We start from the raw sequence: 25,605 nt of genomic DNA, 5'->3' as shown, positions 1-25,605 counted from the left end.
AACGCGGGTCGCTGGCGACGGGCCGCGTTCAGCGGAGGCGGGTCATTGCCGCCCCTATGATCCCACGCCCGCGGACAGTGCCGAAGCGGGCTTCAACGTTACCGTCGCCGACCCGGCGACGGGAGTTCGCCGCCACCCGGCCCGAGGCCTGCCACAACGGCAGCGGTCAGCAGCGGCAGCCCTCATTGGCGGGCCAACCCAGCACCAGGGCGCTCAACCGGGGCAGCCGGTGCCGCATCTGGTCGTCGTCCTCGAAGTCCCAGTCCTCGCCCGCGGTGGGCGCCTTCGCCACCTCGGGCAGCACCAGCTCGGCCCCGGCGACCTCGCGGAACGCGTCCGCGGCCGCGTAGCCGACCAGCTCGGCGAAGATCGCGCTGTCGTCGTCCCACTCCACGGCCTCGACCACCGACGGGTGCCCGGCCAGCGCGTCCGGGTCGGCCAGCGCCGCCTCGTACCACTTGCGGCCGGCCGCGATCAGCCCGCTGCGGAAGTCGACGAACGCGTCGTCGGAGCATCCGCCGCCGATCAGGTGTGCCGCGCCCCACAGGTCGTAGCGGTCGGCCGCGGCGCGCAGCGTGTCGAACCGCGTCGCGAAGGCGGCGATCTCCGGCAGGCTCAGCGCCGACAGCCGCGCGGTCAGCGCCTTCGCCAGCCCGGTGCCGTCCTCGCCGATGTCACCCTCGACGTCCGTACGCGCCTGCTCGATCAGAGCCCAGAACCGCTCGATGTCCACAGCAACACAGTGTGCCATCCGAGCCGCGCCCGCCCTCGATCTACGAGCGGGTGTCGCGTCCCGTCACCCGTACGGTCCCCACCGGCCGCCGCCGGCCGCCGCGCGCCCATGATCGGCGTTTCGGGTCGAGAAGTGTGGCGGGACTTCACTTTTCGACCCCGGACGACGATCATGAGCCGCCGGGACACCCGGCCCGGCGCGGGGACGGACCCTGCGCGGTACGCTGTCCGGGTAGGGCACCGCGACGGGTGTCACGTCGGCCGTTTTGGCTGATGCCCAGGCCACCTGGTAACCTGGCACGTCGCGGCTGGTGCTTCGTTGCGCCGGCCCATCCGAACCAGTCAACCGAAACGAGCAGGACGAGGCTGTCGCGTGGCGAACATCAAGTCCCAGATCAAGCGCAACCGGCAGAACGAGAAGGCCCGGCTGCGCAACAAGTCGGTCAAGTCGTCGCTGAAGACCGCTGTCCGCAAGTTCCACGAGGCGACCGTCGCCGGTGACGTCGAGAACGCCACCGCGCTGCTGCGCGACGCCTCGCGCAAGCTGGACAAGGCCGTCAGCAAGGGCGTGATCCACAAGAACCAGGCGGCGAACCGCAAGTCGTCGATCGCCAAGAAGCTGGCTTCGCTCTCTGCCTGATCGTCGCAGCGTGCCTTCACGGCGCCGCCAAGACATCACATGATGCCCGGCTCCCCCCAGGGAGCCGGGCATCTGTGTGTCCACGTGGCGCTACGACGGAGCGAACGTCATTCGTAGCGGTATGCCGCCGACTGACGGGCGCGCTGCTCGGCGGCGCCCAGCCACGGCTCCTCGCCGTCCGGCCCGGCCTGGCTCGGAGCGCCGTGTCCGGAGTCTCCGGACTGCCCGGCGTACGCCTCCTGCTCGCCGTACCCGCCCTGGGCATAGCTGTCCTGCGCGCGGTGATCGGTCTGGCCCGCGTACGTCTCCTGCTCGCCGTAGCTGTTCTGACCTGCGTAGGTCTCCTGCTCGCCGGATCCGTATCGGCCGAGGTGGGACCCCTGGCCGCCGTTGCCGGACCAGCCGGCGAACCCCTCCGGCGCGCCATATCCGGCACGGGTCGGGTACGGGTCGCGGTCGTCGTCCACGGGCCGCTCGACGCGCCGGGGCGGCGGGGCCGTCTCGGCCGGGGCGGCCACCCGCAGGCGCACGGCCGGCTGACCGGGGGCCCGTCGCGCGGTCTTCGACCGGGTGGCCGTGCGCTCGGCACGGGCCGCCGGGGCGCCGGACCGGGTCGTCGCGCCCGCGATCACGTCGTTGAGCTTCACCATCACCGCCACCGAGACCGGCAGCACGACCACCGCCCACCAGCCGGTGAGCTCGGCCAGTGACAGCAGCACGGCCAGCGCCACGGTGCCCTCGAAGAACAGGAAGCACATCAGGTTGCTGGGGCGCACGTACTGCAGGCCCAGCACCCGGGCGTAGAGCGGCCGGTTGCGCGCCTCCTCGGGGCTGATCCCTCCGGCGCGCCGGGATCGGATACCCGCGGTCATCGCCCACCTCCCGCCTGTTTGGCCTGCGCGAACGCCACGATGGTGCGTTCGAGCGCGTAGTCGCGGTCCTCCTCGCCGCCCTTCACGGCGGCGTTGCAGTCGGCGGCCGCCCGCATCGCGAGCACCAGCGCGTCCGGGGTCCAGCCGCGCGCCTGCCGCTGCGCCTTCTCGATCTTCCAGGCGGGCATGCCGAGCGTCGAGGCCAGCTGGTACGCGTTGCCGCGTCCCGCCGAGGCCACCCGCGCGACGGTGCGCACGCCGTCGGCCAGCGCGTCCGCGATCGGCACCGGGTCCACGCCGCTGTGCCGGGCCCAGCGCAGCGCCTCCAGCGCGGCGGGCACGTCTCCGGCGACCGCCGCGTCGGCGACCGCGAAGCCGCTCACCTCGGCCTTGCCCCGGTAGTAGCGGGCCACCGTGGCCTGGTCGATCCGGCCGCCGGTGTCCGCCATCAGCTGGTTGCAGGCCGCCGCGAGCTCGCGCAGGTCGTTGCCCACGGCCTCGATCAGCGCCTCGGCCGCGTCGGGCGCGCAGCGGCCGCCCAGCCGGCGCACCTCGCCCGTGACGAAGTCGACCCGGTCGCGATGCTTGGTCAGCTTCGCCGCGGGCACCACGGACGCGCCCGCCTTGGTCAGCGAGTCGGCCAGCGCCTTGTTCTTCGCGCCGCCCGCGTGCGCGACGACCAGCGTCACGTCCGGGTCGGGCGACTTCGCGTAGTCGAGCAGCACCGCCGTGACGTCCTTCTTGGCGTCCTGGGCGGCGCGCAGCACCACCACCCGTACGCCGCCGAACAGCGACGGGCTGAGCAGTTCGGCGAGTTCGCCGACGAGCATCGCGCCCGTCTCCACCTCGCGGACCTCGGCCGCCGGATCGGCGGCGCGGGCCTGCGCGGCCGCGTCGGCGATCGCGCGCGCGACCAGGAGTTCCTCGTCGCCCAGCACGAGGACCACGGGTGTCAGGACGGGGGGCGGAACCTGGCTCACCACCTCGCTATCGTCGCACGTGCGAACTGGCGGCCGCCCACCGTCACTCCAACGGGCGCGTCGGGAGCACGACGGAAAGCTTCCCGTCGGCGAGCACCACCGCCAGGTCGCCGCTGACGTCGGTGCGCTGCACCCGGGCGCCCCGCCCGGCCAGCCGCGCCAGCACGGACGCGCTCGGATGCCCGTAGTCGTTGCCCTTCCCCACGCTGACCAGCGCGATCCTTGGCGCGACAGCGTCCAGGAGGGACGGATCCTGGAAGGCGCTGCCGTGGTGGGCGACCTTCAGGACGTCCGCGGACACGTACACGCCCCCGGCCAGCAGCGCCTGCTGCCGTTCCGTCTCGGCGTCGCCGGTCAGCAGCACCCGCACCCCGCGTACGGTCGCCACCAGCATCAGCGAGTTGTTGTTCGGATCGCTGCGGGTGCCGCGCTCCGGCGGCGCGGGCAGCACCTCCAGCCGTACGTCGCCGACCGTCCAGCCGCCGGACTCCGGGGCGTCGGACACCGGCACCCGGTGCGCGGCGGCGGCGCGGGCCACAGCCGCCCGACCGGCGGCGGGTTCAGGCCACGGTGTGGTGACCACCGCCCCGACGGGACGCCCGGCGAGCACGCCGTCCAGACCACCGATGTGGTCCACGTGGAAGTGGCTGACCAGCAGCAACGGGACCTCGTCGACGTCCAGCTCGCGCAGGCACCGGTCCACGTCGCGGGGCAGCGGCCCGGCGTCGACCACCACGGCCGCCCCATGGCCCGCGTTGAGCACGGTCGCGTCGCCCTGCCCGACATCGCATGCCACGACCAGCCAGCCGTCGGGCGGCCAGCCACCGGTGAGCACACGCACCGGCAGGGCCCCGAGCACACTCGCCAGTGCGACGACGGCCACCAACCGCCGCACCCCAGGGCGCCGGAAGCCGATCATGAGCAGGACCGTCAGCCCGGCCAACAGCAACGCACCCGGCGGCCCGCCCGGCCACGGCAATACTCCTGCGGGCACCTCGGCGCCCACCCGCGCGACGGTGACCAGCCACCATGCCGGCCAGCTGCCCAGCCACGCGGCGAACTCGGCCCCGGCCGGCCACACCGGCGACAGCAGCGCGGCGGCCACGCCGGTGACGGTCGCGGGTGCGATCGCGGGCACCGCGAACAGATTCGCCGGTACGGCGACCAGGCTCAACGTGCCGCTGATGCCCGCGACGACCGGGCCGCACGCCAGTTGCGCGGCGGCGGGCACGGCCAGCGCCTCGGCGACTCCGCCGAGGACCCCGCGGCGGCGCAGCGCGTCGCGCATCGGCGGTGCCAGCAACAGCAACCCGGCCGTGGCCAGCACCGACAGCGCGAACCCGGCGTCGGCGGCCAGCTCCGGATCGGCCATCAGCAGCACCGCCGCGCCCGCCGACAGCGCGGGCAGCGCCGCCCGTGACCGGCCGGACGCGAGCGCCAGCAGCGCGATCCCGCCCATCACCGCGGCCCGCAGCACGCTCGGCGACGGCCGGGCCAGGATCACGAACCCGACCACGGACACCGCGCACACCACCGCGGTCAGCCGCGGCCCGGCCCTGGTCCACCGGGCCAGCAGCAGCACCGCCCCGGTGACGATTGCCACATTGCTACCCGAAACAGCTGTTAAGTGAGTCATGCCGGTGTCGCGAAAGGACTGCTCGACGGCCGGGTCGAGCCGACTGGTGTCGCCCACCACGAGTCCCGGCAGCAGCCCGCCCGTGGCGGCGTCCAGCGGCGCGCAAGCCCGGCGCAGCCCCGCCCGCAGGCCGCCCGCCGCCCGTTGCGCCCACGACGCCTGCCCCAGCAGCTCCGGCGGCCGTTCGGTGGACAGCACCGCCGCCCGCAGGTCACCGCCGCGCGACGGGCCGAACCGCGCGGGCACCCGCACCCGCTGGCCAGGCAGCAGGCCGGCCCAGCCGTCACCACTGGCCAGCACCAGCACCCCGACCTCGGCACGCAGCTCACCGGCCTGCTCCAGGTCCGCCGCGACCACCCAGGTGGCAGGCCGCCCGACCACCACGGACGCCTGGCGCGGATCGTCGCGCACGGTCAGCACCACCGTCGTCGAGACACGCCCTTCCACCAGCGCAACGACCTCGGGGGCGTCCCGCGCCGCCAGTCGCGCCCCGGTCGCCGCCGCCCCGCACACCACCCCGAGGAACGCCCCGGCCACGATCCACCGCCACCCGCCGGACGTCCCGCCCCTGCCCCACCACGCGTGGACGGCCGCCCCGCCGGTCCGGTCCTGGTCCGACGGGTGACGGCGTGCGACACGCGCGCGGGCAACAGTCGACATGTCACGGCGCGCGACGTGGTCGCGGGCAAAGGTCAGGACGACACCGAGCGCGCCCGCCGCGCCGATCGCCAGGGTGACCCCCAGCCCGGCGAACAGCGCCGCAAGCGAGACCGCCCAGCAGCCCAGGGCGAACGGGACCAACCGCAGATCGGGACCGTCCATCAGACGGTGACCAGGTCCTTGAGCTGCGCGAACTTCGACTCGCCGATGCCCTCCACCTGCCGCAGGTCGCCGACGCTGCGGAAGTCGCCGTGCCGGGACCGATGGTCGAGGATGCGCTGCGCCAGCACCGGGCCGACGCCAGGCAGGGCGTCGAGCTGGGCGAGGGTCGCGGCGTTCAGGTTCACCGGCCCCGAACCGGGTCCCGCACCGGCGGCCGGACCATCCGCGGCGGCCACACCGGGCACCCCGATCGCGATCAGTTCACCGTCGGTGACCTTGCGGGCCAGATTCACCGCGGACAGGTCGGTGTCGGGCAGCACCCCGCCCGCCGCCTCGATGGCATCTGCGACCCGAGCACCCTGAGGCAGCCTCACCAGTCCCGACTTGCGAACCCGTCCGGTGACCGCCACGACCAGCATCGCCGGTGAGGACGGCGCGACCGGCCGACCCGAGTCGGCGACGGGCACCGGCACCGGTTCAGGCGCAGGCTCCACCGACGGCCGCGCCTGCCAAGCCAGGTACGCCGCGAGCGCCACCACCAGCACAGCCACCGCCGCCAGCGCCCGCAGCCCACGCCGCCCAGGATCAAACGCCGACCGACCCGGCAGCGCACTGGATGGAACCTCCGCCGACGGCACGTCCGGATCCGCCCTGACGTCATCCGATGGCCTGGCCGACATGAAGGCAGCCGGTACTGCACCTGAGGGCGCAGCTGTCATTGCAGTAGCCGACACGGAACCAGATGCCGGGAGCACTCCGTGTGACGTCGCCACTGGCAGCACGACATGGCGGGCTGCCGCCGACAGCCCGTCCGCCTGCGGCACGGCAGGCGGGGTCCACGGCCAGACATGTGCCTGCGCGTCGCCCGAGGTCGCCGGGTCCAGCGGCAACAACTGCCGGGTCGGACGTGGCCGCGGGTAGTCGGGCAGCACGTCGAGGAACGGCGCATCCAGGGGCTCCGGCCAGGACGGCGGCGCGGTGGCCGGGGCGAGAACGCGGTGCAGCCGGTCGAGGTCGGCCTCGGCGGGCTGCGGCTTGCGGAACGGGGTCGGCGGCACGCGGCCACGCTAGGCGCGAGCGCGCGGTGGGCGTACCGCTCAATTCTCTTGCCTGTGGACGACGGCCCGCTTGTGGACAACCGCCTGATCAAGACCCCGTGTGTTATGGCGGACGCCCTGGCTAACCCTTGTCCGGCACGAACACGCCCACACCCTGGTGCCCGTTCAACTCCCCCGTGGTGCGCAGTAGCAGAACCGCCTGGCGGATCGTGGTCATCCCCACGCCGTACTCCTCCGCAAGCTGCCGGTGCGTGGGCAACTTGTGTCCAGGCGGCCAGGTGCCGGCGGCGATGTTTTCGCGGATCAGGCGCAGAACACGGTCGAGGTGCGGCTCTATCGGCATGACGGCAGAACTCCCAGCTAGTCCCGCCCATACACCACGCATTTCATCCGGTCGTCTAGCGCCAAGGTCGCTAAAGTCCGCCGCCACCGGAACAGGAGGAGGACGGGCCACAGCCGCATCTGCTCACGCGCGAACTGCCAGGCGATCCGGCAGGCGACGGCAGAGCTGGTCATGGCCGGCCGTGATACCGCGCAGCCGCCCGCATCGCGATGGAGGCGGCTCCTCGCGTGACGCCCGGTGGGCGTACACCTCAAATCTCTTGCCCGTCGACGACGTGCCGTCTGCGGACAACCACCTGATCACGCCCTCGGCACACCATGTGCCGCACGCACCACCAGGAGCGTCCTGTCACGACTTCGAGCATGGGCTGGTTTCTATAAACAGTTTTGACGTTACGAATCGTCGATCGCTGTTAACCGCACTGCCGCAACGGATTCATCTGCTCCTAGGTTCGCGTCACCCCTTCGCGGCCGGCGTCATCGGGACCCGGCCGCGGGGTGGGATCTCTGGGAGGAGAGAACCTTGCGGCATCGAGTTTCCGCCCTCGGCTTCGCGATCATCATCGCGTTCGCCGGGGCGCTCGGCGCGGGTGGGACGGCCAACGCCGCCCCCACCGGACCCGAGGCCCACATCTTGTACGCCGACAGCCCGAACGCGGTCGCCGATCGCTACATCGTGGTGTTCAAGGACGCCGCGGTGCCCGCGAGCACGGTCGGCACCAAGGCCCGTGACCTGGCCGGCCGCTTCGGCGGCCAGGCGCGGCACGTGTACACCGCCGGTCTGCGCGGCTTCTCGGTCGGCATGAGCGCGGCGCAGGCGCGCAAGCTGGCCGCCGATCCCGCGGTCGCCTCGGTCGAGGCGGTGCAGCGCATCGGCGTGCTGGACACCCAGAACAATCCCCCGAACTGGGGCGACGACCGCATCGACCAGGCGAACCTGCCGCTGAACCAGGCGTACACGTACCCCACCAACCCGGGTCAGGGGGTGACGGTCTATGTGCTCGACACCGGCATCAACGCCAACCATGTCGACTTCACCGGCCGCGTCAAGCAGGGCGTGGACATGGTGGACGACGACAGCACGCCGACGGACTGCCACGGACACGGCACGCACGTGGCCGGCACCGCCGTGGGCACCAGCTACGGCGTGGCCAAGAAGGCCTCCGTGGCGTCCGTCCGGGTGCTGAACTGCCAGGGCAGCGGCACCAACGACGACCTCATCGCGGGCATCAACTGGGTGCGCACCAACGCCCAGAAGCCGGCCGTGGTCAACTACAGCATCGGCTGCCAGAGCCGCTGCACCAGCCAGGCCATGGACAGCGCCGTGTCGAGCCTGATCTCGTCGGGCGTGCAGTTCGTCCAGGCGGCGGGCAACTCCTCCGACGACGCCTGCTACTACAGCCCGCAGGCTGTCGCGGCGGCGGTCACCGTCGGCAACACCAACAGCTCCGACGCCCGCAACAGCAGCAGCAACTACGGCTCCTGCCTGGACATCTTCGCCCCGGGCACGAGCATCGTGTCGGCGTCGTACTCCAGCAACACCGGCAGCGCGACGATGACCGGCACCTCGATGGCCTCGCCGCACACGGCCGGCGCCGCCGCGGTGTACCTGGGCCTCAACCCCAACGCCACGCCCGCCCAGGTGCGGGACGCGCTGGTCAACAACGCCACCACCGGCAAGGTCACCTCGCCCGGCACGGGCTCGCCGAACCGGCTGCTCTACACCGGCTTCATGAACGGCGGGACCAACCCGAACAACCCGTCGGTCACCAACCCGGGCAACCGGAGCGGCGTGGTCGGGCAGTCGGCCAGCCTGCAGATGCAGGCCTCCGGCGGCACGACGCCGTACACCTGGAGCGCCTCGGGCCTGCCGGCCGGGCTGTCGATCAGCTCGTCCAGCGGCCTGATCTCGGGCACCCCGACCACCGCGGGCACCTCGAACGTCACGGTGACGGTCACCGACTCGGCCAGCAGGACCGGGACGGCGAACTTCACCTGGACGATCACCACCGGTGGCGGCGGCTGCACCGCGGCCCAGGTCGTCGGCAACTCCAGCTTCGAGAGCGGCACCACGCCGTGGACGGCCGACACGGGCGTCGTCGGCGCCTGGGCGGGCTCGGGCTACCCGGGCAAGACCGGCACCCGCAGCGCCTGGCTGGGCGGCCAGGGCCAGACCCAGACCGACTGGGTCCAGCAGTCGGTGACGATCCCGGCCGGCTGCACCAGCGCCACGCTGCGCTACTGGGTGCGCATCACCACCGCCGAGAACGACGGCCAGGTCTGGGACCGGCTGACGGTGACCATGGGCAGCACGACCGTGGCCACCGCCACCAACCTCGACGCCAACTCCGCCTACGTGGAGAAGGTCGTCAACGTGAGCCAGTTCGCCGGGCAGACGGTGGTGCTGAAGTTCAACGGCGTCGAGGACCAGTCGCTGCAGACGAGCTGGGTCATCGACGACGTCACCATCAGCGTCTCCTGATCCGGGGGGCCTCCTGATCAGGGGCCGACGGGGGGCCGAGCGGCCGGGCATCTCACGACGATGCCCGGCCGCTCACTCCCATTCCCAGCGCATGCCGACGATGCCCGGCGGGATGTCCGCCGCGACCAGGTGCGCGCCGTGCGTCGAGCCGATCCACACCTCGCGTACGCCCTGGTCGGGCGCGTGCAGGCCGCGCCGCTCGAAGCGGTAGCAGCGGGCCGGCACCGCGTCGCGGTCGAACTGCACCTGCAGCACGTACTCCCCCACCGGCACCGAGAAGCCCCGGTAGTAGTTGTCGGTGGCGACCAGCGAGCCGCTCTCGAACTCGTACTCGATGACGACGGTGTCGCCCTGCGAGAGCATCCGGTCGAAGATGATCTCCGCCGCCTGCAGTCCCGACTCCGGATCGGAGCGCACCCGGCCCAGCCGGCAGTTGCGCAGGGCGTGCACGCCGGTGGGCGCGCCCAGGTCGTCGGTGCGGAAGATGCCGACGGTCCGGGCCACCCGGTCCACGTTGGCCCGCAGCACCTGGCGGCAGTTGAGCCGCAGTTCCTGGCGCTGCGCGCCGACCTGGTACAGGTCGTGCAGGCTGATCCGGGTGAGCTCGTGGTAGGTCCACCGGTCCAGCTCGCTGATGATCTTCGAGACGCTGTTGCCGTCCTCGAAGAGCCGGTCGATGTCGATGGTCCCCGGCGGCTGGTTGAGCCAGCGGCCACGGGGGCGGCGCGGGCCGAGCTGGGCGATGAGGGACTCGGCGGGCAGCGACAGGATCTGCTCCAGCATCCGCACCGCCTTCATGGACTCCGGACGCTCGGGGCGGCTGCGACCCCGCCGCCAGTAGCTGAGGGTGGCCAGGCTGACGCTGATCCCTGCGGCCGCCAGCTTCTCCTGTATCTCCTCCGGCCGAATGCCCCGATCTTCGATGGCCAGGTGCAGTGCGGCGGAGAACGGGCCGGTACGCAGCGCATGCGCCAGGTCCCGGCCGAGAAGTTCAGAACGAGCCTTCTCCATGAACGCTGAGTATCGACACTCCCCCGCCCGGGCGCTACCCGTGGCGCCGGGTCAGAGTTGGTCGTCGAGGAGGGACTGCGCGGCCTCGGGCAGGCGGTGCACGACGACGCCGGCCAGGCCGGGGCCGACGTGCGCGGCCACCACCGCGCCGACCTCGCTGGTGTACAGCTCGCACAGCCGGTCGCCGAGCCGTTCGCGCAGCGCCCCCGCCACCCATTCGGCCCGCTCCGCGGCCGCCAGGTGGTGCACGGCCACCTCGACCGGCCCGTCTCCGGCCGCCTCCAGGGCCAGCGCGACCAGCCGGTCCAGCGCGCGGGCCGCGGTGCGCACCTTGTCGCGCATGGTGATGCCGCCCGCGGACACCTCCAGCAGCGGCTTGACCGCCAGCGCGGTGCCCAGCAGGGCCGAGGCCGCGTTGATCCGGCCACCCCGGCGCAGGTGCTCCAGCGTGTCGACGTAGAAGAACGTGCTGGTGCGGTCGATGGTGTGCAGGGCGGCGTCGCGTACGCCCGCGAGGTCCGCGCCCTGTCCCGCGGCCCGCGCCGCGGCCAGGGCCGGGAAGCCGACGCCCATCGCGGCCGAGCAGGAGTCGACGACCTCGACCGGCCCGGCGGCCTCGCCCGCCGCCGTCGACGCCGCGCTCAGCGTGCCCGACAGCGCGCCGGCCAGGTGCACCGAGACGATGGCGTCCGCGCCCGCCGCGAACAGCTGGTCGTAGACCTGCGCGAACTCGGCCGGGGTGGGCTGCGAGGTGGTCACCGCGACGCGGCGGGCGGTCAGCGCGACGGCGACCTCGGCCGGGTTGACCTCGACGCCCTCCCGGCCGGAGACGCCGCCGAGCACGACGTGCAACGGCACGACGGTGAGCGACCCGTCCGCGACGGTGGCGGGCAGGTAGGCAGTGGAGTCGGTGACGACCGCTACGGGCATGCGGGCACGTTAACCCGTCACGACGGCTGCGCCGTGACGACCTCGAGCACGGGGCCCATCTGGCAGATCGTCATGATGTCGGTGCGCACCCGTCCCTGGATCTGCACGGTGGCGCCCGGCTTGACGATCTTCGGATCCCCGCCCATCAGCTGGTAGGTGGTGCCGCTGTCGGCGCGCAGCACGGTGCACCCGCCTTCCAGCTCCACCCGCTCGACCCGGCCGGTGACCGAGATGACCTGGCCGTCCTTGGCGGGCGGCGGCACCTGCGGCGACAGGCTCGGCTTGGGCTTGCCGCCCGGGCTGCTCGGCGGCATCGCGGCCGAGGCCGACGGCTGCGGAGTCACGGAACTGCCCACCTCCGGCTCCTCGGTCGGGGCGCAGCCGGTGAGCAGGAGACCGCCCAGCAGCGCGCCGGTCAGCAGCAGATGAGTGAGGGGGGTTCGTGTGGTCATGTCAGTTCGGACGCTACCGCCCGCGGGCAAGTTGCGCGAGTGGCGTCATGCGCCGACGTTGTACGCCGACACCCGCCAGCCGTAGCTCGGCTGCAGGATCAGGTCGACCCAGTGGCAGTTCTGCACCGGCGCGATCGTCGGCAGCATCTCCTCGGGCCAGCCGAGCAGCGCGGCGACCCCGTACTTGATGGCGCCACCGTGGCTGACCAGGACCGCCGTGCCGCCGGGCACCCGCTCGGCGGCCTGCCGGATCGTCTCGCTGACCCGCTTGCCCAGGTCGGCCAGCGGCTCCAGGCCGTCACCGGGGTCCGGGTCGGCGGCCCGCCAGCGGGCGTACGACTCCGGGAACCGCTCGCGCACCTCCGGGGTGGTGAGCCCCTGCCAGGAGCCGAAGTGCCGCTCGCGCAGCCGGGCGTCCCGCTCGGGCGTCAGCCCGATCAGCTCGGCCAGCGGCGCGGCGGTCTGCGTGCAGCGGCTCAGGTCACTGGTGATCATGAGCTGGGCCTCACCGCGCGCGAGCACGGCGGCCGCGGCCTGGGCCTGGGCCCGGCCGCGGTCGTTGACGGGCACGTCGAGCTGGCCCTGCACCCGCTGGGCGGCGTTCCAGTCGGTGTTGCCGTGCCGCCACAGCAGCACGCGGGTGATCTGCTCCTGGCCCCGTTCCAGGCTCACGCCTTCTCCTCGTTCCGCACGTCGGCGGCGTGAGCAGGACCGAACCAGCCGGCTCGCTCGCGCCGCTCGCTCACGCAGCGTCCTGGGTCGCCAGATCGCGGTCGTTGAACTCGATCCGGGCGCAGTCCTTCCACAGCCGGTCGAGGGCGTAGAACTCGCGCTCCTCGCTGTGCTGGACGTGCACCACGATGTCGCCGAAGTCGAGCAGCACCCAGCGGCCCGCGCGCTCGCCCTCACGGCGGATCGGCTTGGCCTTCTCGGGCATCTTCAGCAGGGCCTCTTCGACAGCGTCGACGATGGCCAGGACCTGGCGCTCGTTCGGAGCGGAGGCGACCACGAAGACGTCGGTGAGGACGAGCTGCTCGCCCACGTCCAGCAGGACGATGTCCTCGGCCTTCTTGTCGGCGGCCGCCTGTGCGGCGGCCAGGGCCATCTCGACGGCACGCTCGGTTGCGGGCACCTTGGTCCTTTCGTCGGTGGCCTGGCCGCGATGCTCGCGATCAGGCTCGCATCCAGAGTCTCACAGGGATTACCCGGTCTGCCGCCGAGATAGTCACGCGGTGGGCCGGGACACCCGGACATCAGCGGTATAGCTGCCGTTTTGTGATGTATTGCACTACCCCGTCCGGTACCAGGTACCACACCGGCTGCCCCGCCGCGACGCGCCGCCGGCAGTCCGTCGACGAGATCGCCATCGCCGGCACCTGGACCAGGCTCACCACGTCGGCGGGCAGGTGCGCGTCGGTGAGCATGAACCCCGGACGGGTGACCCCTACGAAGTGGGCCAGCTCGAACAGCTGGTCCGCGTCCTTCCAGGACAAGATCTTGGAGAGCGCGTCGGCGCCGGTGATGAAGAACAGCTCGGTCTTCTCGCCGTACTGGTCGCGCAGCTCGCGCAGCGTGTCGACGGTGTACGTCGGCCCGACCCGGTCCACGTCCACCCGGCTCACGCTGAACCGCGGGTTGGACGCGGTCGCGATGACCGTCATCAGATAGCGGTCCTCCGCCGGGGTGACCGCGTGCTCGGTCTTCTGCCACGGCTGCCCCGTCGGCACGAAGACGACCTCGTCGAGCGCGTACCGGTCAGCCACCTCGCTGGCCGCGACGAGGTGACCGTGGTGGATGGGGTCGAAGGTGCCGCCCATGATCCCGATACGTGTCGCCACGCGCCGATTCTATGCCGTCGTACGCCCCGCCCCGCCTTGTCATAGACGTTGGCCTATCTGATCGAGTATTCGTAGATCCAACTCGATCAGATAGGCCAACGTCTGTTCAAGGGCCGGGACGACCGGCCGGTTTCCGCCCCGTCCCGCCGAGCGGGGCGGCGGGACGGGATGGCTGGGCAGCTCAGGCGGCCTGCTGGGCGCGCAGGGAGCGGGCCAGGTCGTCGGTCTCGTCGGCCAGGGCGCGGCGCAGCAGCGGGTGCATGTCCCCCGCCAGCGCCGCCTGGGCCGCGGCGAGTGTGTCCTCCGACACCGCGTACACCGGGTAGGCCGCCTTCGCCAGGTGCGCCAGCATGTCGCCGGACCGGCCCTGCGAGCGCGGCAGCTCGGCGAAGTACCGGGCGACGAACGGCGCGGTCAGCTCGGCGTGCGCCGGCTGCCACAGCCCGTCGCCGGCCGCGACCGCGATCCGGTTGGACTGGCCCTGCTCGGTGACGACCAGGTCGAACGCCCGCTCCTTGGCGGCCGGGTCGGGGCGGCACGCGCGCACCCGGACGGCCTCCTGCTCGCCGCGGTCGCTGGTGTCGCGCTGCAGCTCGCCGTCGATCTCCTCCTCGGTGACGTCGCCGAGCACGGCCAGCCGGCCCAGGATCGCCCAGCGCAGCTCGGCGTCGACGCGCAGGCCCGCGGGCACGTCCGCGCCGGACAGCCAGCCGCGCAGCACCGCGCGGTCGTCGTCGGCGGCGGTGGCGATGAGGGAGCGGGCCGCGGCGAGCTGGTGGCCGCTGCCGGGGGCGGCGGTGGCCAGCAGGGTCCTGGCCGCGCCGGCCAGCGCCGAGCGGGCCGCCTCCTGCCGGTCCGCGGGCACCATCCGGGTGGCCGCGTACCGGGCCAGTCCGAAGACCGACTCCACGATGACGACGTCCGGCTCGGCGGGCAGCGACCCGGCGGCCAGCTCGACCAGTTCGATCGCGGGCCACTCGGCGTCGCGTACGGCGTCCCAGGCGCTGTTCCACCGCAGCGCGCGGGCCAGCGAGTCGGGCTGCTCGGCGAGCAGCGCGGGCAGCTCCGCCCGGGTGCGCTCGTCCATCCGGATCTTGGCGAAGGTGAAGTCGCCGTCGTTGAGCAGCAGGCCGCGGCCGCGTACGCCGGACAGCTGCGGCACCGGGGTGCTCGCGCCGGTCACCTCGACCTCGGTGCGCTGCCAGGCGCCGTCCTCGTCGAACCAGCCCAGGCCGATGCGGTGCGGGCGCAGCGTCGGGTACTCCTGCGACGCGGTCTGCTGCACCGTGACGGAGGCGTACGAACCGTCGGGGGCCCACTCGATCACCGGGCGCAGCGTGTTCACCTGCGGGGTGCGCAGCCACGCCTGCGCCCACGCGTCCAGGTCCCGACCGCTGGCCTGCGAGAGCGCGCCGAGCAGGTCGGCCAGGGTGGCGTTGCCCCAGGCGTGCTTGTCGAAGTGCGCCCGCAGGCCGGCCAGGAACGCCTCGTCGCCGATGAAGGCGACCAGCTGGCGCAGCGCCGAGCAGCCCTTGGCGTAGGAGATGCCGTCGAAGTTGGCGAACGCGGCGTCGGTGTCGACCACCTCGGTGGGCGCGATCGGGTGCGTGGAGGGGCGCTGGTCGGCGACGTACCCCCAGGCCTTGCGGCCCACGCCGAAGCGGGTCCAGGACTGCGGCCACGGGGTGACCTCGGCGACCAGGCGGTAGCCCATGTAGGTGGCGAACGACTCGTTCAGCCACAGGTCGTCCCACCAGCGCATGGTCACCAGGTCGCCGAACCACATGTGCGCCATCTCGTGGGCGATGACGGCCGCCCGCTCCAGCCGCTCGGTGTCGGTCACCGCGGCCCGGAACAGCAGCTCGTCGCGGAACACCACGCAGCCGGGGAACTCCATCGCGCCCCAGCTGAACTCGGGCACGAACGCCTGGTCGTACTTGCCGAACGGGTACCGCAGGCCGAACAGCTCGTGGTAGCGGTCCAGGAACGCCTTGGTGAGCGAGAAGATCTCGGGCGCGTCGCGCTCCAGCACCTCGGTGTAGCTGGCGCGGGCGTACAGGCCCAGCGGGATGCCGTCGTGGCTGTCGGTCAGCTCGACGTAAGGGCCGGCCACGAACGTGATCAGGTAGGTCGCGACGGGCTTGGTGGCCGGGAACTCCCAGCGGCCCGGCGTGGCCTGCACACCCTCGGCGTTGGCCCGGACCAGCCAGGACGGGTCGGCGGTGACCGACAGCGTCACCGGCGCCTTGAGGTCGGGCTGGTCGAAGCAGGCCATGAAGCGCGGCGCGTCGGTGATCGAGGGCTGCGCGTACACGTAGACCTGCTTGTCGGCCGGGTCCGTGAACCGGTGCACGCCCTCGCTGGTGCGGGTGTAGGCGTACTCGGCGGTCACCACGACGGTGTTGTCCGCGGCGAGATCCGCCAGCCGCAGCCGGCCCTCGGCGAACGCGTCGGCGGGGAGCGCGACCCCGTTGAGCGTGGCGCCGAGCAGGTGCTCCGGCCGCGCCTCCAGGAACGTCTCGGCGCCGGGATCGGCGGTGAAGCGGACCGTGGTGACCGTGCGGAAGAGTTCGTCTCCCGTGGTCAGATCCACGTCCAGGGCGTACGCGAGGTTCCGGACGGTGGCGGCCCGCGCGACGGCTTCGAGGTGGCTGAGGCAACGATGCGACATGACGCCCATCCTGCCTGACGGCGGCAGGTGGCGAACCGCCGGTAGCCCCTTACCTTCGACAACGTTCTTGCCGATCAAGGCCATGACGGGGACAATGGTCGACATGCGGACGACGAACACCATGTGGTGGCTGCCCTGACGGGCGGCCCGCTTCCGCGAACCCAGCAGACGACCCAGGCCGCCCCTCCGGGCGGCCTTCTTCGTGCACCGCGCGCGCTGTGCCGAGGTCTCCGGACGGGGTGGCCCGACTCCCGAGGAGACCGACATGACCATCGCCCCGACCCGCACCCGCGCCCGCCGGCTGTCCGCCTGCAAGCCGACCGGGCGCCTGCAGCTCGGCAACCTGTTCGGCATGATCCTGCCGCTGGTGGCCGGCCAGGACGACAGCGAGACCGTCACCATGCTCGCCGACCTGCATTCGCTCACCGTCGAGCACGATCCCACCGCGGTACGCGGCCGCACCCTGGAGCAGGCCGCGGTGCTGCTCGCCGCCGGGGTCGACCCGCGGCGCTGCACCCTCTACGTGCAGTCCCACCTGCCCGAGCACACCCAGCTGCACTACCTGCTCGAATGTGCCACCGGCTACGGCGAGGCCCAGCGCATGGTCGCGTTCAAGGAGAAGGCCGGCCGCGGCGAGCAGGTGCGGCTCAGCCTGCTCACCTACCCGGTGCTGATGGCGGCCGACATCCTGCTGCACGACACCGAGCAGGTGCCGGTCGGCGACGACCAGCTGCAGCACGTCGAGCTGGCCAGGACGGTCGCGAACCGGTTCAACGGCCGCTACGGCCCGGTCTTCACGGTGCCCACGGCGGTGCCCGCGCCGGTCGCCGCACGCGTGATGGACCTGGCCGACCCGACGGCCAAGATGGGCAAGACCAATGTGGTCAGCGCCGGAGTGATCAGCATCCTCGACGAACCCGACGTCGTGCGCCGCAAGGTGATGCGCGCGGTCACCGACAGCGGGAGCACGGTGCGCCACGACCGGGAGCGCCAGCCCGGGGTGACCAACCTGCTGGAGATCTATCAGGCCTGCACCGGGACCACTGGCCACTTCAGCTCGTACGGGCAGCTCAAGCGGGAGACAGCCGAGGCCGTGGTGGCGGTGCTGACGCCGATCCAGGAGCGCTACGAGGCCCTGCGCCGGCGTCCGGAGACGGTCGAGGCGGCGCTTGCCGAGGGGGCGCGGCGGGCACGCCCGCGGGCCGCCGCGACGTTGCGGCGAGCCGGCGAGGCGATAGGACTCGTCAGCTCCTGAGGAGCTTCTTCACGAAGCAGACGGAGTAGGGGTTGTCGACGTACCTGCCGTACGGCTCAGTCCGCTGGTAACCGGACGACTCGTACAGCGCGATCGCCTCAGGCTGGTTCACGCCGGTCTCGAGGATGATCGAGTCCCAGCCCTGGGCGGTGGCCCGTCGTTCCAGTGCCGCGAGGATGCGGCGGGCCACCCCGGCGCGGCGATGCGCCGGCATTACGTACATCCGCCTGATCTCGCCGACACCCGGGCTGGACACGACGAGCGCCCCGCAGCCGACAGGCCTGCCCAGCACGTACGCCACGACGAAACGGGCGTGCGGGTCCAGGGGTGATCGGGTGGTGCCCGGATACCGCGTGAAGAGTTCGTCCTCAGCGGCGAGCACGAGCGCGGTGACATCAGGGTGGGTGATCTCACGGTGCTGGATCAACACCGTCAGGACGCTAGCCAGGGCTTGTTTCCACGTTGTTTCACAAACCGCACAGCGGGGCGGATTGCGGTGAGATGACGGACACTGTCACCGAACCGTTAACTGACAGTGTCCGCCCTGGTGCCGACGCCTACTGATCGTCGTCGTCGGCCGGCACGTCCAGCTCGTCCTCGAACCACTCGTCGCCGGCGGTGTCGCCCTCGGGACGCTCCCGCCGCGCCTTGCGGGCCGCGAGCCGCTCCGCGGCCCTCGGACGGGTGATGTCGTCCTCGAGGCGCTCGTCGGTGAAGCGGTTGCCGGGCGTGAAGTCCTTGCCCGCGTAGATCGTCGGCTGCCAGTCGAACTCGCGCTCGCCGATGCGCACCGGGTCGCCGGCCTTCGCGCCCAGCTTGCCCAGCTTGTCCTCGACACCCAGCCGGGCGAGGCGGTCGGCGAGGTAGCCCACCGCCTCGGCGTTGTCGAACGTGGTCTGGCGCACCCAGCGCTCGGGCTTGGCCCCGCTGACCACCCAGACGCCCTCGCGGTCCTGCTTGATCTCGAAGCCGGAGTCGTCGACCGCCTTCGGGCGCAGCACGATGCGGGTCGGCTCCAGCACCGGCGTGGCCGCCCGGTGCTCCTCGACCATCCGCGCCAGCGCGTACACCAGGTCCTGCAGCCCCTCCCGCGTCGCCGCGCTGACCTGGTAGATCGGCCAGCCGAACTTCTCCAGGTCGGGGGTGGTGATGTCGGCCAGGTCCCGGCCGTCCGGCACGTCGATCTTGTTCAGCACGATGATCCGGGGCCGGTCCCCGAGCCCGCCGTACTGCGCGAGCTCCGCCTCCAGGGCCTCGATGTCGGCCACCGGGTCGCGGTCGGTCTCCAGGGTCGCGGTGTCCACCACGTGGGCCAGCACCGCGGTGCGCTCGATGTGGCGCAGGAACTCCAGTCCCAGGCCCTTGCCGGTGGCCGCGCCGGGGATCAGGCCCGGCACGTCGGCGACGGTGAACACATGCTCGCCCGCCTGCACGACGCCCAGGTTCGGCACCAGCGTGGTGAACGGGTAGTCGGCGATCTTCGGCTTGGCCGCGGAGATCACCGAGATGAGCGAGGACTTGCCCGCGCTCGGGAAGCCCACCAGGCCCACGTCGGCGACGCTCTTGAGCTCGACGACCACGTCGAGCCGGTCTCCGGGCTCACCGAGCTCGGCGAAACCGGGCGCCTTGCGCCGGGCGCTGGCCAGCGCGGCGTTGCCGCGACCGCCACGGCCGCCACGGGCGATCTCCAGCGTGGTGCCGGGACCCACCAGGTCGGCGATGATCTGGCCGTCGAGCGTCTGCACGACCGTGCCGGAGGGCACCTTGAGCACCAGGTCGCCGCCGTTGGCGCCTTCCCGGTTGTTGCCCGAGCCGCCCTTGCCGTTGGTGGCCTTGATGTGCGGGTGGAAGTGGAAGTCCAGCAGCGTGTGCACGTTGGGGTCGACCTCCATCAGGATGCCGCCACCGTGCCCGCCGTTGCCGCCGTCCGGCCCCCCGAACGGTTTGAACTTCTCGCGGTGGATGGACACGCAGCCGTGGCCGCCGTCACCCGCCTGCAGGTGCAGCACCACACGATCCACGAACGTCGCCACGTTCCATCCTCCACATACTTCGATTCAAAAAACAGCATATGCCCGCTTGAGCCCGCCCCACCCCTGCCGCAACTCTTGAGGAGCCGCGGCCAAGCGGCCTGCCGAAAGCGCAACTCTTCAAGAGTTGCGGCAGGTGGCCCCTAGGGCAGCGCGCGGTGGGTCCCGGGTGTTCCGGGGTCGCGGGGTTAGCCGCGTCTCACCTCGACGCTTCCGTGGGGCGGAAACAGCAAAGGCGGGAAGGCGCTTCGCGCGCCCTCCCGCCTCCGACGATCTGTCAGGCCTCGACCGGAACGATGTTCACGGTCTTGCGGCCCCGCTTGAGACCGAACTGCACCGAGCCCGCGGCGAGCGCGAACAGCGTGTCGTCGCCACCCCGGCCGACCAGGTCGCCCGGGTGGAACTTGGTGCCGCGCTGGCGGATGAGGATCTCGCCGGCGCTGACGACCTGACCGCCGAAGCGCTTCACGCCGAGTCGCTGGGCGGCGGAGTCGCGACCGTTGCGCGAGCTGGATGCACCCTTTTTATGTGCCATCTCGAGGCCTACTTCCCGCTCTTGATGCCGGTGACCTTGACCTGGGTCAGCGGCTGACGGTGACCCTGCCGCTTGTGGTAGCCGGTCTTGTTCTTGAACTTGTGGATCCGGATCTTCGGGCCCTTGGTGTGGGCCACGACCTCGCCGGAAACAGAAACCTTGGCAAGCTTCGCCGCGTCGGTCACCAGGTCGCTGCCATCAACAAGCAGCACTGCGGACAGCGCCACCACGTCGCCGGGCGCGCCCGCGAGCTTCTCGACCTCGATCACGTCGCCCTCGGCGACCTTGTACTGCTTGCCGCCGGTCTTGACGATCGCGTACATGAGACGCGGACTCCTGTCGTAGGTGCTGGCGGTTGGTTCATCGACCCGCATGGCGGGCCGAGTCTTCACTACTGGGTTGCGCTCGGCAGTCCTGGCCGAAGACGGCCGGCACACACACGCACGCACACGGCGCCCTGTGATGGGCACCGTGGAGAAGACTACGTCATGCCCGACCCGATGCCCAAACCGGGCACCCCCTGGCCCGACGCGCGGTGATGGCGATCACCGCGCGTCGGGACGAGGTCAGTGCGTCAGGCCGCGGCGCAGAGCGTCTTGACCTTGTTGCCGGCCGCGCCGAACTCCGGGGTGGAGATCGCAGCCTGGATCTTGGCGGCGTCACCGTTGGCGGCGACCACGGCGGCCAGGCCGGTGTCCAGCGCCTTGAGGTCGGCCTCGACGGCCGCCTTCAGCTCGGCGTCGGCGAGGGTGCTGACGTCCTTGCCGTACGCCGCCTTGAAGTCCGTGAGCAGCTTGGTCAGCTTCGGGAGCGCGGCCTGCTGGGTGGCCGGGTTGAGCACCTCGGGCACGATGGTCGCGCCCTGGGTCTCCAGGTCGGTGACGGCCTTGGTGAGGTTGGCGCAGGCCGCCTTCTTGTCGGTGCCGGCGGGAGCGGCGGCCGCGGAGGTCGCCGCAGCGCCCGGCGTGGGGGTGCCGGTCGCCTCGGGCTTGGTGTCCGCGCACGCCGCGGCGCCGAACAGGGCGAGACCGAGCGTGGCGGTGGCCAGAATCCGTCGCATGTTCTTCCTTGTCTATGCGGGGTGAAACGGGTGCGTCGCCGTCACCGGCGACACCCGCGATTACTTGCCATATGGCCAGAATTCAGCCTCGTACACACCGAACCCTCGTCTGTGGCCACCGTGGCAGCCTAACCACGGTGGCGGACAACAGGATCAGCAGCCTCACGCGTCACAGGTCCGCACGTTCCCGCCCTGGTCGGCGTCGCCGTGGACGCCCTCGGGCGCCTTGTCGGCGGCGCCGTCGTCGGCCGGAGAGCGGCCCGCACCGGGTGTCAGAGACAGATTCTGGACAAGGGTGTGATCCAGGCCAGCAGCGTCGGCGTGAGCTTCGCCTCGAGGTCGGCGAGCTTGGTGACCCCGTCGAGGAATGCCAGATCGACGCCGGACTGGCGCACGTTCGCCGCGACCTGGTCGAAGGCGGCCTTGGCCGCGGGGTCGGCGGCGACCGCGCCGACGGCCGTGATCTGGGTCTCCAGCGCGGTGAGCGCGTCGCGCAGCTTGGTCTCCGCGGCCTGCGTCTTCGCCGCGTCCGTGCCGGCCCGCGCGGTGAGCACACCGCCGATCGCGGTGGCCAGGTCGGTGCGGGCCTTGCCGTTGAAGACCTTGTCGAACTCGGCGCAGACCGCCTTGGCCGCGGTCGAGCCGCTCGGGGCGGGCGCGGCGGCCGTGCCGGGCGAGGACGCCGGGGCGGGCTTGTCGTCGGCGCACGCGCTCGCGCCGAGCAGGGACGCGGCCACCAGCACGGCGGTCAGCAAACGTCGCATGGGCAGGTGCCTCCTACAGGGGGTGGGGCGGGGTGGCCGTGCCATCCGGGTCGCGGCACGGCCGGTACGTCGTCAGGCTGCCGGGCAGATGTCGTTCAGCGCCTCGTTGGCGGTGGTCAGGTCCGGGCTGAACAGGATCTGCTGCATCTTCGAGGGGTCCTCGGCGAGCTTCTGCGGGTCGCCGAGCTGGGCCACCGAGGCGTCCAGCGCCTTGGCGACGTCCTCCAGCGCCTTGCGCAGCCTCGGGTCGGCGGTCTTGGCCGCCTCGGCCTTCACCGTCGTCGACAGCGCCACGTAGTCCTTGGTCAGCTCGTCGAAGAAGACCTTGACCTTGTCCGGGTCGCTCAGCGCCTGGCCCATCTGCTCCGCCCTGGACACCAGCTTGGAGACGAACTTCTTGCTCTCGGCGATCACCGCGGCGCAGGTCGCCTTCGAGTCGGTGGTGCCGGTGACGGCGCCGGAGGCGCCGGGGACGGCACTCGCGCCCGAGCTCGGGCTCCCCTCGGTCGAAACCCCCGCGGACGGCACCGGGCCCGCGTTCGGTCGCACCGGGTCGCCCGAGCAGGCGGTGGCGGTGAACAGCGCGGCACCTAGCACGGCAGCGGCAAGGATGCGTCGCATGGGGGCGTCCTCCAGGCTCTGAGGGGTCTGGGCAGAGTACTGCCCGGGGATGCGGAAACACATACCCCGGGCAGCTTACGCAAGTCCTCCGCCGGCACATCCGCCGCGAACGATCTCCGTGCGGTGCTACGGGCGGGTGCGCCGCCGACCGCCGCGGCGGGTGCGCCGCCTGGTGGGCGTGTCGCCGCCGTCCTCGCCGGGCTCCTCGCCGGCCTCGTCCTCGTCCTCGGCCGCCACCGTCTCGTACCGCGACAGGTCGTAACCCTCGGTGTCGTAGTACGCAGGCTCCGCGGCCTTCTGCTGCTTCGGCGCGGGCGGCGCCACGGCGGCCTGCTTGACCTGTGCGGGCGGCAGTTGCACCGGCGGCGCGGCCTGCACCGGCGCCCGGCGCTCGGAGACCGGCTCGGTGTGGATGATGACCCCGCGGCCCTTGCAGTGCTCGCACGGCTCGCTGAAGGCCTCCAGCAGGCCCGCCCCGATGCGCTTGCGCGTCATCTGGACCAGGCCGAGCGAGGTGATCTCGGTGACCTGGTGCTTGGTCCGGTCCCGGCCCAGGCACTCGGTCAGCCGGCGCAGCACCAGCTCGCGGTTGCTCTCCAGCACCATGTCGATGAAGTCGATCACCACGATGCCGCCGAGGTCGCGCAGCCGCAGCTGGCGCACGATCTCCTCGGCCGCCTCCAGGTTGTTGCGGGTGACCGTCTCCTCGAGGTTGCCGCCGACACCGGTGTACTTGCCGGTGTTGACGTCGACGACGGTCATCGCCTCGGTCCGGTCGAAGACCAGGTGGCCGCCCGAGGGCAGGAACACCTTGCGGTCCAGCCCCTTGAGGATCTGCTCGTCGATGCGGTACGTCGCGAACACGTCGGAGACGCCGGTGTGCCGGTGCACCCGGTCCACCAGGTCGGGCGACACGTGCCCGAGGTAGGTCTGCACGGTGTCGTAGGCGTTGTCGCCCTGCACCACGAGTTCCTTGAAGTCCTCGTTGAACAGGTCGCGGACCACCCGGACGACCAGGTCGGGCTCACCGTAGAGCAGCGCGGGCGCGCCGCCCTCGGACGCCTTGGCCTGGATGTCCTCCCACTGCGACTGCAGCCGCAGCACATCGCGCTCGAGGTCCTCCTCGGAGGCGCCCTCGGCCGCGGTGCGCACGATCACGCCCGCGCCCTCGGGGACCAGCTTCTTGAGGATGTCGCGCAGCCGCTTGCGCTCCACGTCGGACAGCTTGCGGCTGATGCCGGAGGCGTTGCCGTTGGGCACGTACACCAGGTGCCGGCCGGACAGCGCGACGTGGCTGGACAGCCGCGCGCCCTTGTGCCCGATCGGGTCCTTGGTCACCTGCACCAGCACGGAGTCGCCGGACTTCAGCGCCTGCTCGATGGAGCGCTGGCGGCCCTCCAGGCCGGCCGCGTCCCAGTTGACCTCACCGGCGTACAGCACCGCGTTGCGGCCCCGGCCCAGGTCGACGAAGGCGGCCTCCATGCTCGGCAGCACGTTCTGCACCTTGCCCAGGTACACGTTGCCGACCATGGTGGCGGTGGCGGCGCGGGTGACGTAGTGCTCGACGAGCACGCCGTCCTCCATCACCGCGATCTGCGTACGGTCCGGGTTCTCGCGGATGACCATGACCCGGTCGACCGCCTCGCGGCGGGCCAGGAACTCGGACTCGGTCAGGATCGGCGGGCGGGTGCGGCGCTGCTCGCGGCCGTCCCGGCGGCGCTGGCGCTTGGCCTCCAGCCGGGTCGACCCGGACACGCCCTGCACCTCGTCGCTGACGGCGCGCGGCTCGCGGATGCGCACCACGGTGTGCACGCCGTCCTCGGCCTCGGCGCCCTCGTCCCCGGCGCCCTTGCGGCGGCGGCGACGGCGACGGCGGGTCAGCGGCTCGCCGTCGGCGTCCGTCTCCTCCTCGTCACCGGCCTCGACGGCCTCGGGCTGCTCCTCGTCACCGTTGTCGTCCGCGCCGCCCTTGCCCCGGCCACGGCCGCGACGGCCCCGGCGGCGACGGGCGCGCGCGTTCTCCTCGGTCTCGTCCTCTTCGTGCTCCTCGTCGGCGGCGACGGGCTCGGCGGCCTCCGCTTCGACGGCCTCCTCCTCGTCCCGGCCGCGGCGGCGCTTGCGGCGACGGCCGGTCTCGGCCGGCTCCGCCACCTCCACGGGCTCCTCGACGACGGGACGCGCGGCGGCCACGGGACGCACCGGCGCGGCGGTCGCCTCGGGGGCCATGAACAGCACGGACGGGGCCAGCCGGCGCGGGGCTCCGCCGACCTGCTCGGCAGCCTCGGCGGCGGCCTCGGCCGCCTCCTCGTCCTCTTCGGCTTCCTCGGCGAGCGCGTCGGCCATGGTGGCGGGCGAGAGCTCGGCGACGGCCGGTACGGGCTCAACTACGTCATTCGCCCCAGACTCGCCGTAGATGTCCGGCTCTGCGGCTTTCTTCCGACGGCGGGTCGCCTTCTTGGCCGGCGCGGCCTCTTCGGCAGGCTCCTCGCTCGCGTCCGCGGCCTCGGGAGCCGCCGCCGCGACCGCACGCTTGCGGGTGCGCCGCCGAGTGGGCGCCGCCTCGGGCTCGGCCTCAGCGGGTGCGCCTTCGGCCGCCGCCGCGTCAGCGGCCACCGGCTCCGGCGCCGCGGGCTGGGCCATGACAGGCTCCGGCGTCGCGGGGGCGGGCTCGGGCGTCGCAGGCGCGCCCGTGACGGCGTCGCCGCCGGTGTTCCCGCCGGTCACGGCACTGGGCTGGTCAGCCGAGGCCGCGCTCGGCGCGTTCTGCGAAACGTTGTCGGCATTCTCGTGCCGATCTGCGGGCTCGTGGTCGAGCATCCGGACTGTTCTCCAGTTCTGGCGGTCCCGGGCGCGTAACAACGCAGCCACTCAGGA

General features: G+C 72.2%; 24 protein-coding genes. 3 read left to right on the top strand and 21 right to left on the bottom strand.

Annotated features, from left to right (window positions below):
• Positions 1–166 precede the first annotated feature (166 nt).
• Positions 167–733 (bottom strand): DUF4240 domain-containing protein, encoded by a 567-nt coding sequence (locus HAV39_RS22690; protein WP_191841178.1) that lies wholly within the window; start codon positions 731–733, stop codon positions 167–169.
• Positions 734–1,105: 372 nt separating this feature from the next.
• On the opposite strand from HAV39_RS22690, the gene rpsT reads away from it, so the two are divergent.
• Positions 1,106–1,372, top strand: coding sequence for a 30S ribosomal protein S20 (gene rpsT, locus HAV39_RS22685; RefSeq protein ID WP_120316509.1), 267 nt, complete (start codon positions 1,106–1,108; stop codon positions 1,370–1,372).
• A gap of 107 nt (positions 1,373–1,479) precedes the next feature.
• Here rpsT and HAV39_RS43640 read toward each other — a convergent pair whose 3' ends face one another.
• The 5 genes from HAV39_RS43640 to HAV39_RS22660 all read right to left on the bottom strand — a co-directional run bounded on the left by HAV39_RS43640 (position 1,480) and on the right by HAV39_RS22660 (position 7,083).
• A complete protein-coding gene (locus HAV39_RS43640; RefSeq protein ID WP_373311627.1) occupies positions 1,480–2,244 on the bottom strand; it encodes a hypothetical protein in 765 nt (254 codons plus the stop codon).
• Positions 2,241–3,224 carry a DNA polymerase III subunit delta gene (gene holA / locus HAV39_RS22675; protein ID WP_191841313.1) on the bottom strand — a complete coding sequence of 328 codons (984 nt, stop codon included), beginning with the start codon at positions 3,222–3,224 and terminating at the stop codon, positions 2,241–2,243. Before holA ends, HAV39_RS43640 begins: the two co-directional genes overlap by 4 nt.
• 43 nt (positions 3,225–3,267) lie before the next feature.
• On the bottom strand, positions 3,268–5,682 hold the full coding sequence (locus tag HAV39_RS22670) for a ComEC/Rec2 family competence protein (RefSeq protein WP_239120294.1): 2,415 nt from the start codon (positions 5,680–5,682) through the stop codon (positions 3,268–3,270).
• Complete coding sequence (locus tag HAV39_RS22665) at positions 5,682–6,401, bottom strand: helix-hairpin-helix domain-containing protein (RefSeq protein ID WP_191841311.1); 720 nt, start codon at positions 6,399–6,401, stop codon at positions 5,682–5,684. The genes HAV39_RS22670 and HAV39_RS22665 overlap by 1 nt, the downstream gene beginning before the upstream one ends.
• A gap of 460 nt (positions 6,402–6,861) precedes the next feature.
• A complete protein-coding gene (locus HAV39_RS22660) occupies positions 6,862–7,083 on the bottom strand; it encodes a winged helix-turn-helix domain-containing protein (protein ID WP_120316513.1) in 222 nt (73 codons plus the stop codon).
• A gap of 522 nt (positions 7,084–7,605) precedes the next feature.
• Between HAV39_RS22660 and HAV39_RS22655 the strand changes: the two genes are divergently transcribed.
• Positions 7,606–9,564 (top strand): S8 family peptidase, encoded by a 1,959-nt coding sequence (locus HAV39_RS22655; RefSeq protein WP_203736102.1) that lies wholly within the window; start codon positions 7,606–7,608, stop codon positions 9,562–9,564.
• 72 nt (positions 9,565–9,636) lie between these two features.
• Here HAV39_RS22655 and HAV39_RS22650 read toward each other — a convergent pair whose 3' ends face one another.
• The 7 genes from HAV39_RS22650 to pepN all read right to left on the bottom strand — a co-directional run bounded on the left by HAV39_RS22650 (position 9,637) and on the right by pepN (position 16,466).
• Positions 9,637–10,575: a hypothetical protein gene (locus tag HAV39_RS22650; RefSeq protein ID WP_191841177.1), complete on the bottom strand. Its 939-nt coding sequence runs from the start codon at positions 10,573–10,575 to the stop codon at positions 9,637–9,639.
• 51 nt (positions 10,576–10,626) lie between these two features.
• A complete protein-coding gene (locus HAV39_RS22645; RefSeq protein WP_191841176.1) occupies positions 10,627–11,505 on the bottom strand; it encodes a DegV family protein in 879 nt (292 codons plus the stop codon).
• Between the two features lie 17 nt (positions 11,506–11,522).
• Positions 11,523–11,957, bottom strand: a complete 435-nt coding sequence (locus tag HAV39_RS42285; protein ID WP_203736103.1) for a DUF5818 domain-containing protein — start codon at positions 11,955–11,957, stop codon at positions 11,523–11,525.
• A 45-nt stretch (positions 11,958–12,002) separates the two neighbouring features.
• On the bottom strand, positions 12,003–12,602 hold the full coding sequence (locus HAV39_RS22635) for a histidine phosphatase family protein (protein WP_191841309.1): 600 nt from the start codon (positions 12,600–12,602) through the stop codon (positions 12,003–12,005).
• A gap of 97 nt (positions 12,603–12,699) precedes the next feature.
• Positions 12,700–13,089, bottom strand: a complete 390-nt coding sequence (rsfS, locus tag HAV39_RS22630) for a ribosome silencing factor (protein WP_120316516.1) — start codon at positions 13,087–13,089, stop codon at positions 12,700–12,702.
• Between the two features lie 121 nt (positions 13,090–13,210).
• Complete coding sequence (gene nadD, locus HAV39_RS22625) at positions 13,211–13,795, bottom strand: nicotinate-nucleotide adenylyltransferase (protein ID WP_191841175.1); 585 nt, start codon at positions 13,793–13,795, stop codon at positions 13,211–13,213.
• Positions 13,796–13,976: 181 nt separating this feature from the next.
• Positions 13,977–16,466 (bottom strand): aminopeptidase N, encoded by a 2,490-nt coding sequence (gene pepN / locus HAV39_RS22620; RefSeq protein ID WP_191841174.1) that lies wholly within the window; start codon positions 16,464–16,466, stop codon positions 13,977–13,979.
• 265 nt (positions 16,467–16,731) lie between these two features.
• On the opposite strand from pepN, the gene trpS reads away from it, so the two are divergent.
• The gene (gene trpS / locus HAV39_RS22615) at positions 16,732–17,721 is read left to right on the top strand and encodes a tryptophan--tRNA ligase (protein WP_191841173.1); all 990 of its coding nucleotides are present in this window, start codon (positions 16,732–16,734) and stop codon (positions 17,719–17,721) included.
• Here trpS and HAV39_RS22610 read toward each other — a convergent pair.
• The 8 genes from HAV39_RS22610 to HAV39_RS22575 all read right to left on the bottom strand — a co-directional run bounded on the left by HAV39_RS22610 (position 17,711) and on the right by HAV39_RS22575 (position 25,548).
• The gene (locus tag HAV39_RS22610; RefSeq protein ID WP_191841172.1) at positions 17,711–18,151 is read right to left on the bottom strand and encodes a GNAT family N-acetyltransferase; all 441 of its coding nucleotides are present in this window, start codon (positions 18,149–18,151) and stop codon (positions 17,711–17,713) included. The genes trpS and HAV39_RS22610 overlap by 11 nt on opposite strands.
• Before the next feature lie 127 nt (positions 18,152–18,278).
• The gene (gene obgE / locus HAV39_RS22605) at positions 18,279–19,754 is read right to left on the bottom strand and encodes a GTPase ObgE (RefSeq protein WP_191841171.1); all 1,476 of its coding nucleotides are present in this window, start codon (positions 19,752–19,754) and stop codon (positions 18,279–18,281) included.
• Between the two features lie 274 nt (positions 19,755–20,028).
• Complete coding sequence (rpmA, locus tag HAV39_RS22600; RefSeq protein WP_191841170.1) at positions 20,029–20,286, bottom strand: 50S ribosomal protein L27; 258 nt, start codon at positions 20,284–20,286, stop codon at positions 20,029–20,031.
• Between the two features lie 8 nt (positions 20,287–20,294).
• Positions 20,295–20,609: a 50S ribosomal protein L21 gene (gene rplU, locus HAV39_RS22595; protein WP_155374923.1), complete on the bottom strand. Its 315-nt coding sequence runs from the start codon at positions 20,607–20,609 to the stop codon at positions 20,295–20,297.
• 251 nt (positions 20,610–20,860) lie between these two features.
• The gene (locus HAV39_RS22590; protein WP_191841169.1) at positions 20,861–21,346 is read right to left on the bottom strand and encodes a hypothetical protein; all 486 of its coding nucleotides are present in this window, start codon (positions 21,344–21,346) and stop codon (positions 20,861–20,863) included.
• A 272-nt stretch (positions 21,347–21,618) separates the two neighbouring features.
• On the bottom strand, positions 21,619–22,110 hold the full coding sequence (locus tag HAV39_RS22585) for a hypothetical protein (RefSeq protein WP_191841168.1): 492 nt from the start codon (positions 22,108–22,110) through the stop codon (positions 21,619–21,621).
• Positions 22,111–22,182: 72 nt separating this feature from the next.
• Positions 22,183–22,731 carry a hypothetical protein gene (locus tag HAV39_RS22580; RefSeq protein WP_191841167.1) on the bottom strand — a complete coding sequence of 183 codons (549 nt, stop codon included), beginning with the start codon at positions 22,729–22,731 and terminating at the stop codon, positions 22,183–22,185.
• 126 nt (positions 22,732–22,857) lie between these two features.
• The gene (locus tag HAV39_RS22575; protein WP_191841166.1) at positions 22,858–25,548 is read right to left on the bottom strand and encodes an Rne/Rng family ribonuclease; all 2,691 of its coding nucleotides are present in this window, start codon (positions 25,546–25,548) and stop codon (positions 22,858–22,860) included.
• Positions 25,549–25,605 lie beyond the last annotated feature (57 nt).

The sequence above is a fragment of the Catellatospora chokoriensis genome, assembly GCF_011297315.1.
Taxonomy (GTDB): Bacteria; Actinomycetota; Actinomycetes; order Mycobacteriales; family Micromonosporaceae; genus Catellatospora; species Catellatospora citrea.
The sequence above is the reverse complement of the archived record's forward strand: the minus strand, read 5'-3'. Positions and strand labels throughout refer to the sequence as shown.

Coding starts and splice junctions, on each gene's coding strand:
- HAV39_RS43640 (WP_373311627.1), bottom strand. CDS start 2,244: ATGACCGCGGGTATCCGATCCCGGCGCGCCGGAGGGATCAGCCCCGAG.
- HAV39_RS22670 (WP_239120294.1), bottom strand. CDS start 5,682: ATGGACGGTCCCGATCTGCGGTTGGTCCCGTTCGCCCTGGGCTGCTGG.
- HAV39_RS22665 (WP_191841311.1), bottom strand. CDS start 6,401: ATGACAGCTGCGCCCTCAGGTGCAGTACCGGCTGCCTTCATGTCGGCC.
- HAV39_RS22660 (WP_120316513.1), bottom strand. CDS start 7,083: ATGCCGATAGAGCCGCACCTCGACCGTGTTCTGCGCCTGATCCGCGAA.
- HAV39_RS22650 (WP_191841177.1), bottom strand. CDS start 10,575: ATGGAGAAGGCTCGTTCTGAACTTCTCGGCCGGGACCTGGCGCATGCG.
- HAV39_RS22645 (WP_191841176.1), bottom strand. CDS start 11,505: ATGCCCGTAGCGGTCGTCACCGACTCCACTGCCTACCTGCCCGCCACC.
- HAV39_RS42285 (WP_203736103.1), bottom strand. CDS start 11,957: ATGACCACACGAACCCCCCTCACTCATCTGCTGCTGACCGGCGCGCTG.
- pepN (WP_191841174.1), bottom strand. CDS start 16,466: ATGTCGCATCGTTGCCTCAGCCACCTCGAAGCCGTCGCGCGGGCCGCC.
- trpS (WP_191841173.1), top strand. CDS start 16,732: ATGACCATCGCCCCGACCCGCACCCGCGCCCGCCGGCTGTCCGCCTGC.
- rpmA (WP_191841170.1), bottom strand. CDS start 20,286: ATGGCACATAAAAAGGGTGCATCCAGCTCGCGCAACGGTCGCGACTCC.
- rplU (WP_155374923.1), bottom strand. CDS start 20,609: ATGTACGCGATCGTCAAGACCGGCGGCAAGCAGTACAAGGTCGCCGAG.
- HAV39_RS22590 (WP_191841169.1), bottom strand. CDS start 21,346: ATGCGACGGATTCTGGCCACCGCCACGCTCGGTCTCGCCCTGTTCGGC.
- HAV39_RS22585 (WP_191841168.1), bottom strand. CDS start 22,110: ATGCGACGTTTGCTGACCGCCGTGCTGGTGGCCGCGTCCCTGCTCGGC.
- HAV39_RS22580 (WP_191841167.1), bottom strand. CDS start 22,731: ATGCGACGCATCCTTGCCGCTGCCGTGCTAGGTGCCGCGCTGTTCACC.
- HAV39_RS22575 (WP_191841166.1), bottom strand. CDS start 25,548: ATGCTCGACCACGAGCCCGCAGATCGGCACGAGAATGCCGACAACGTT.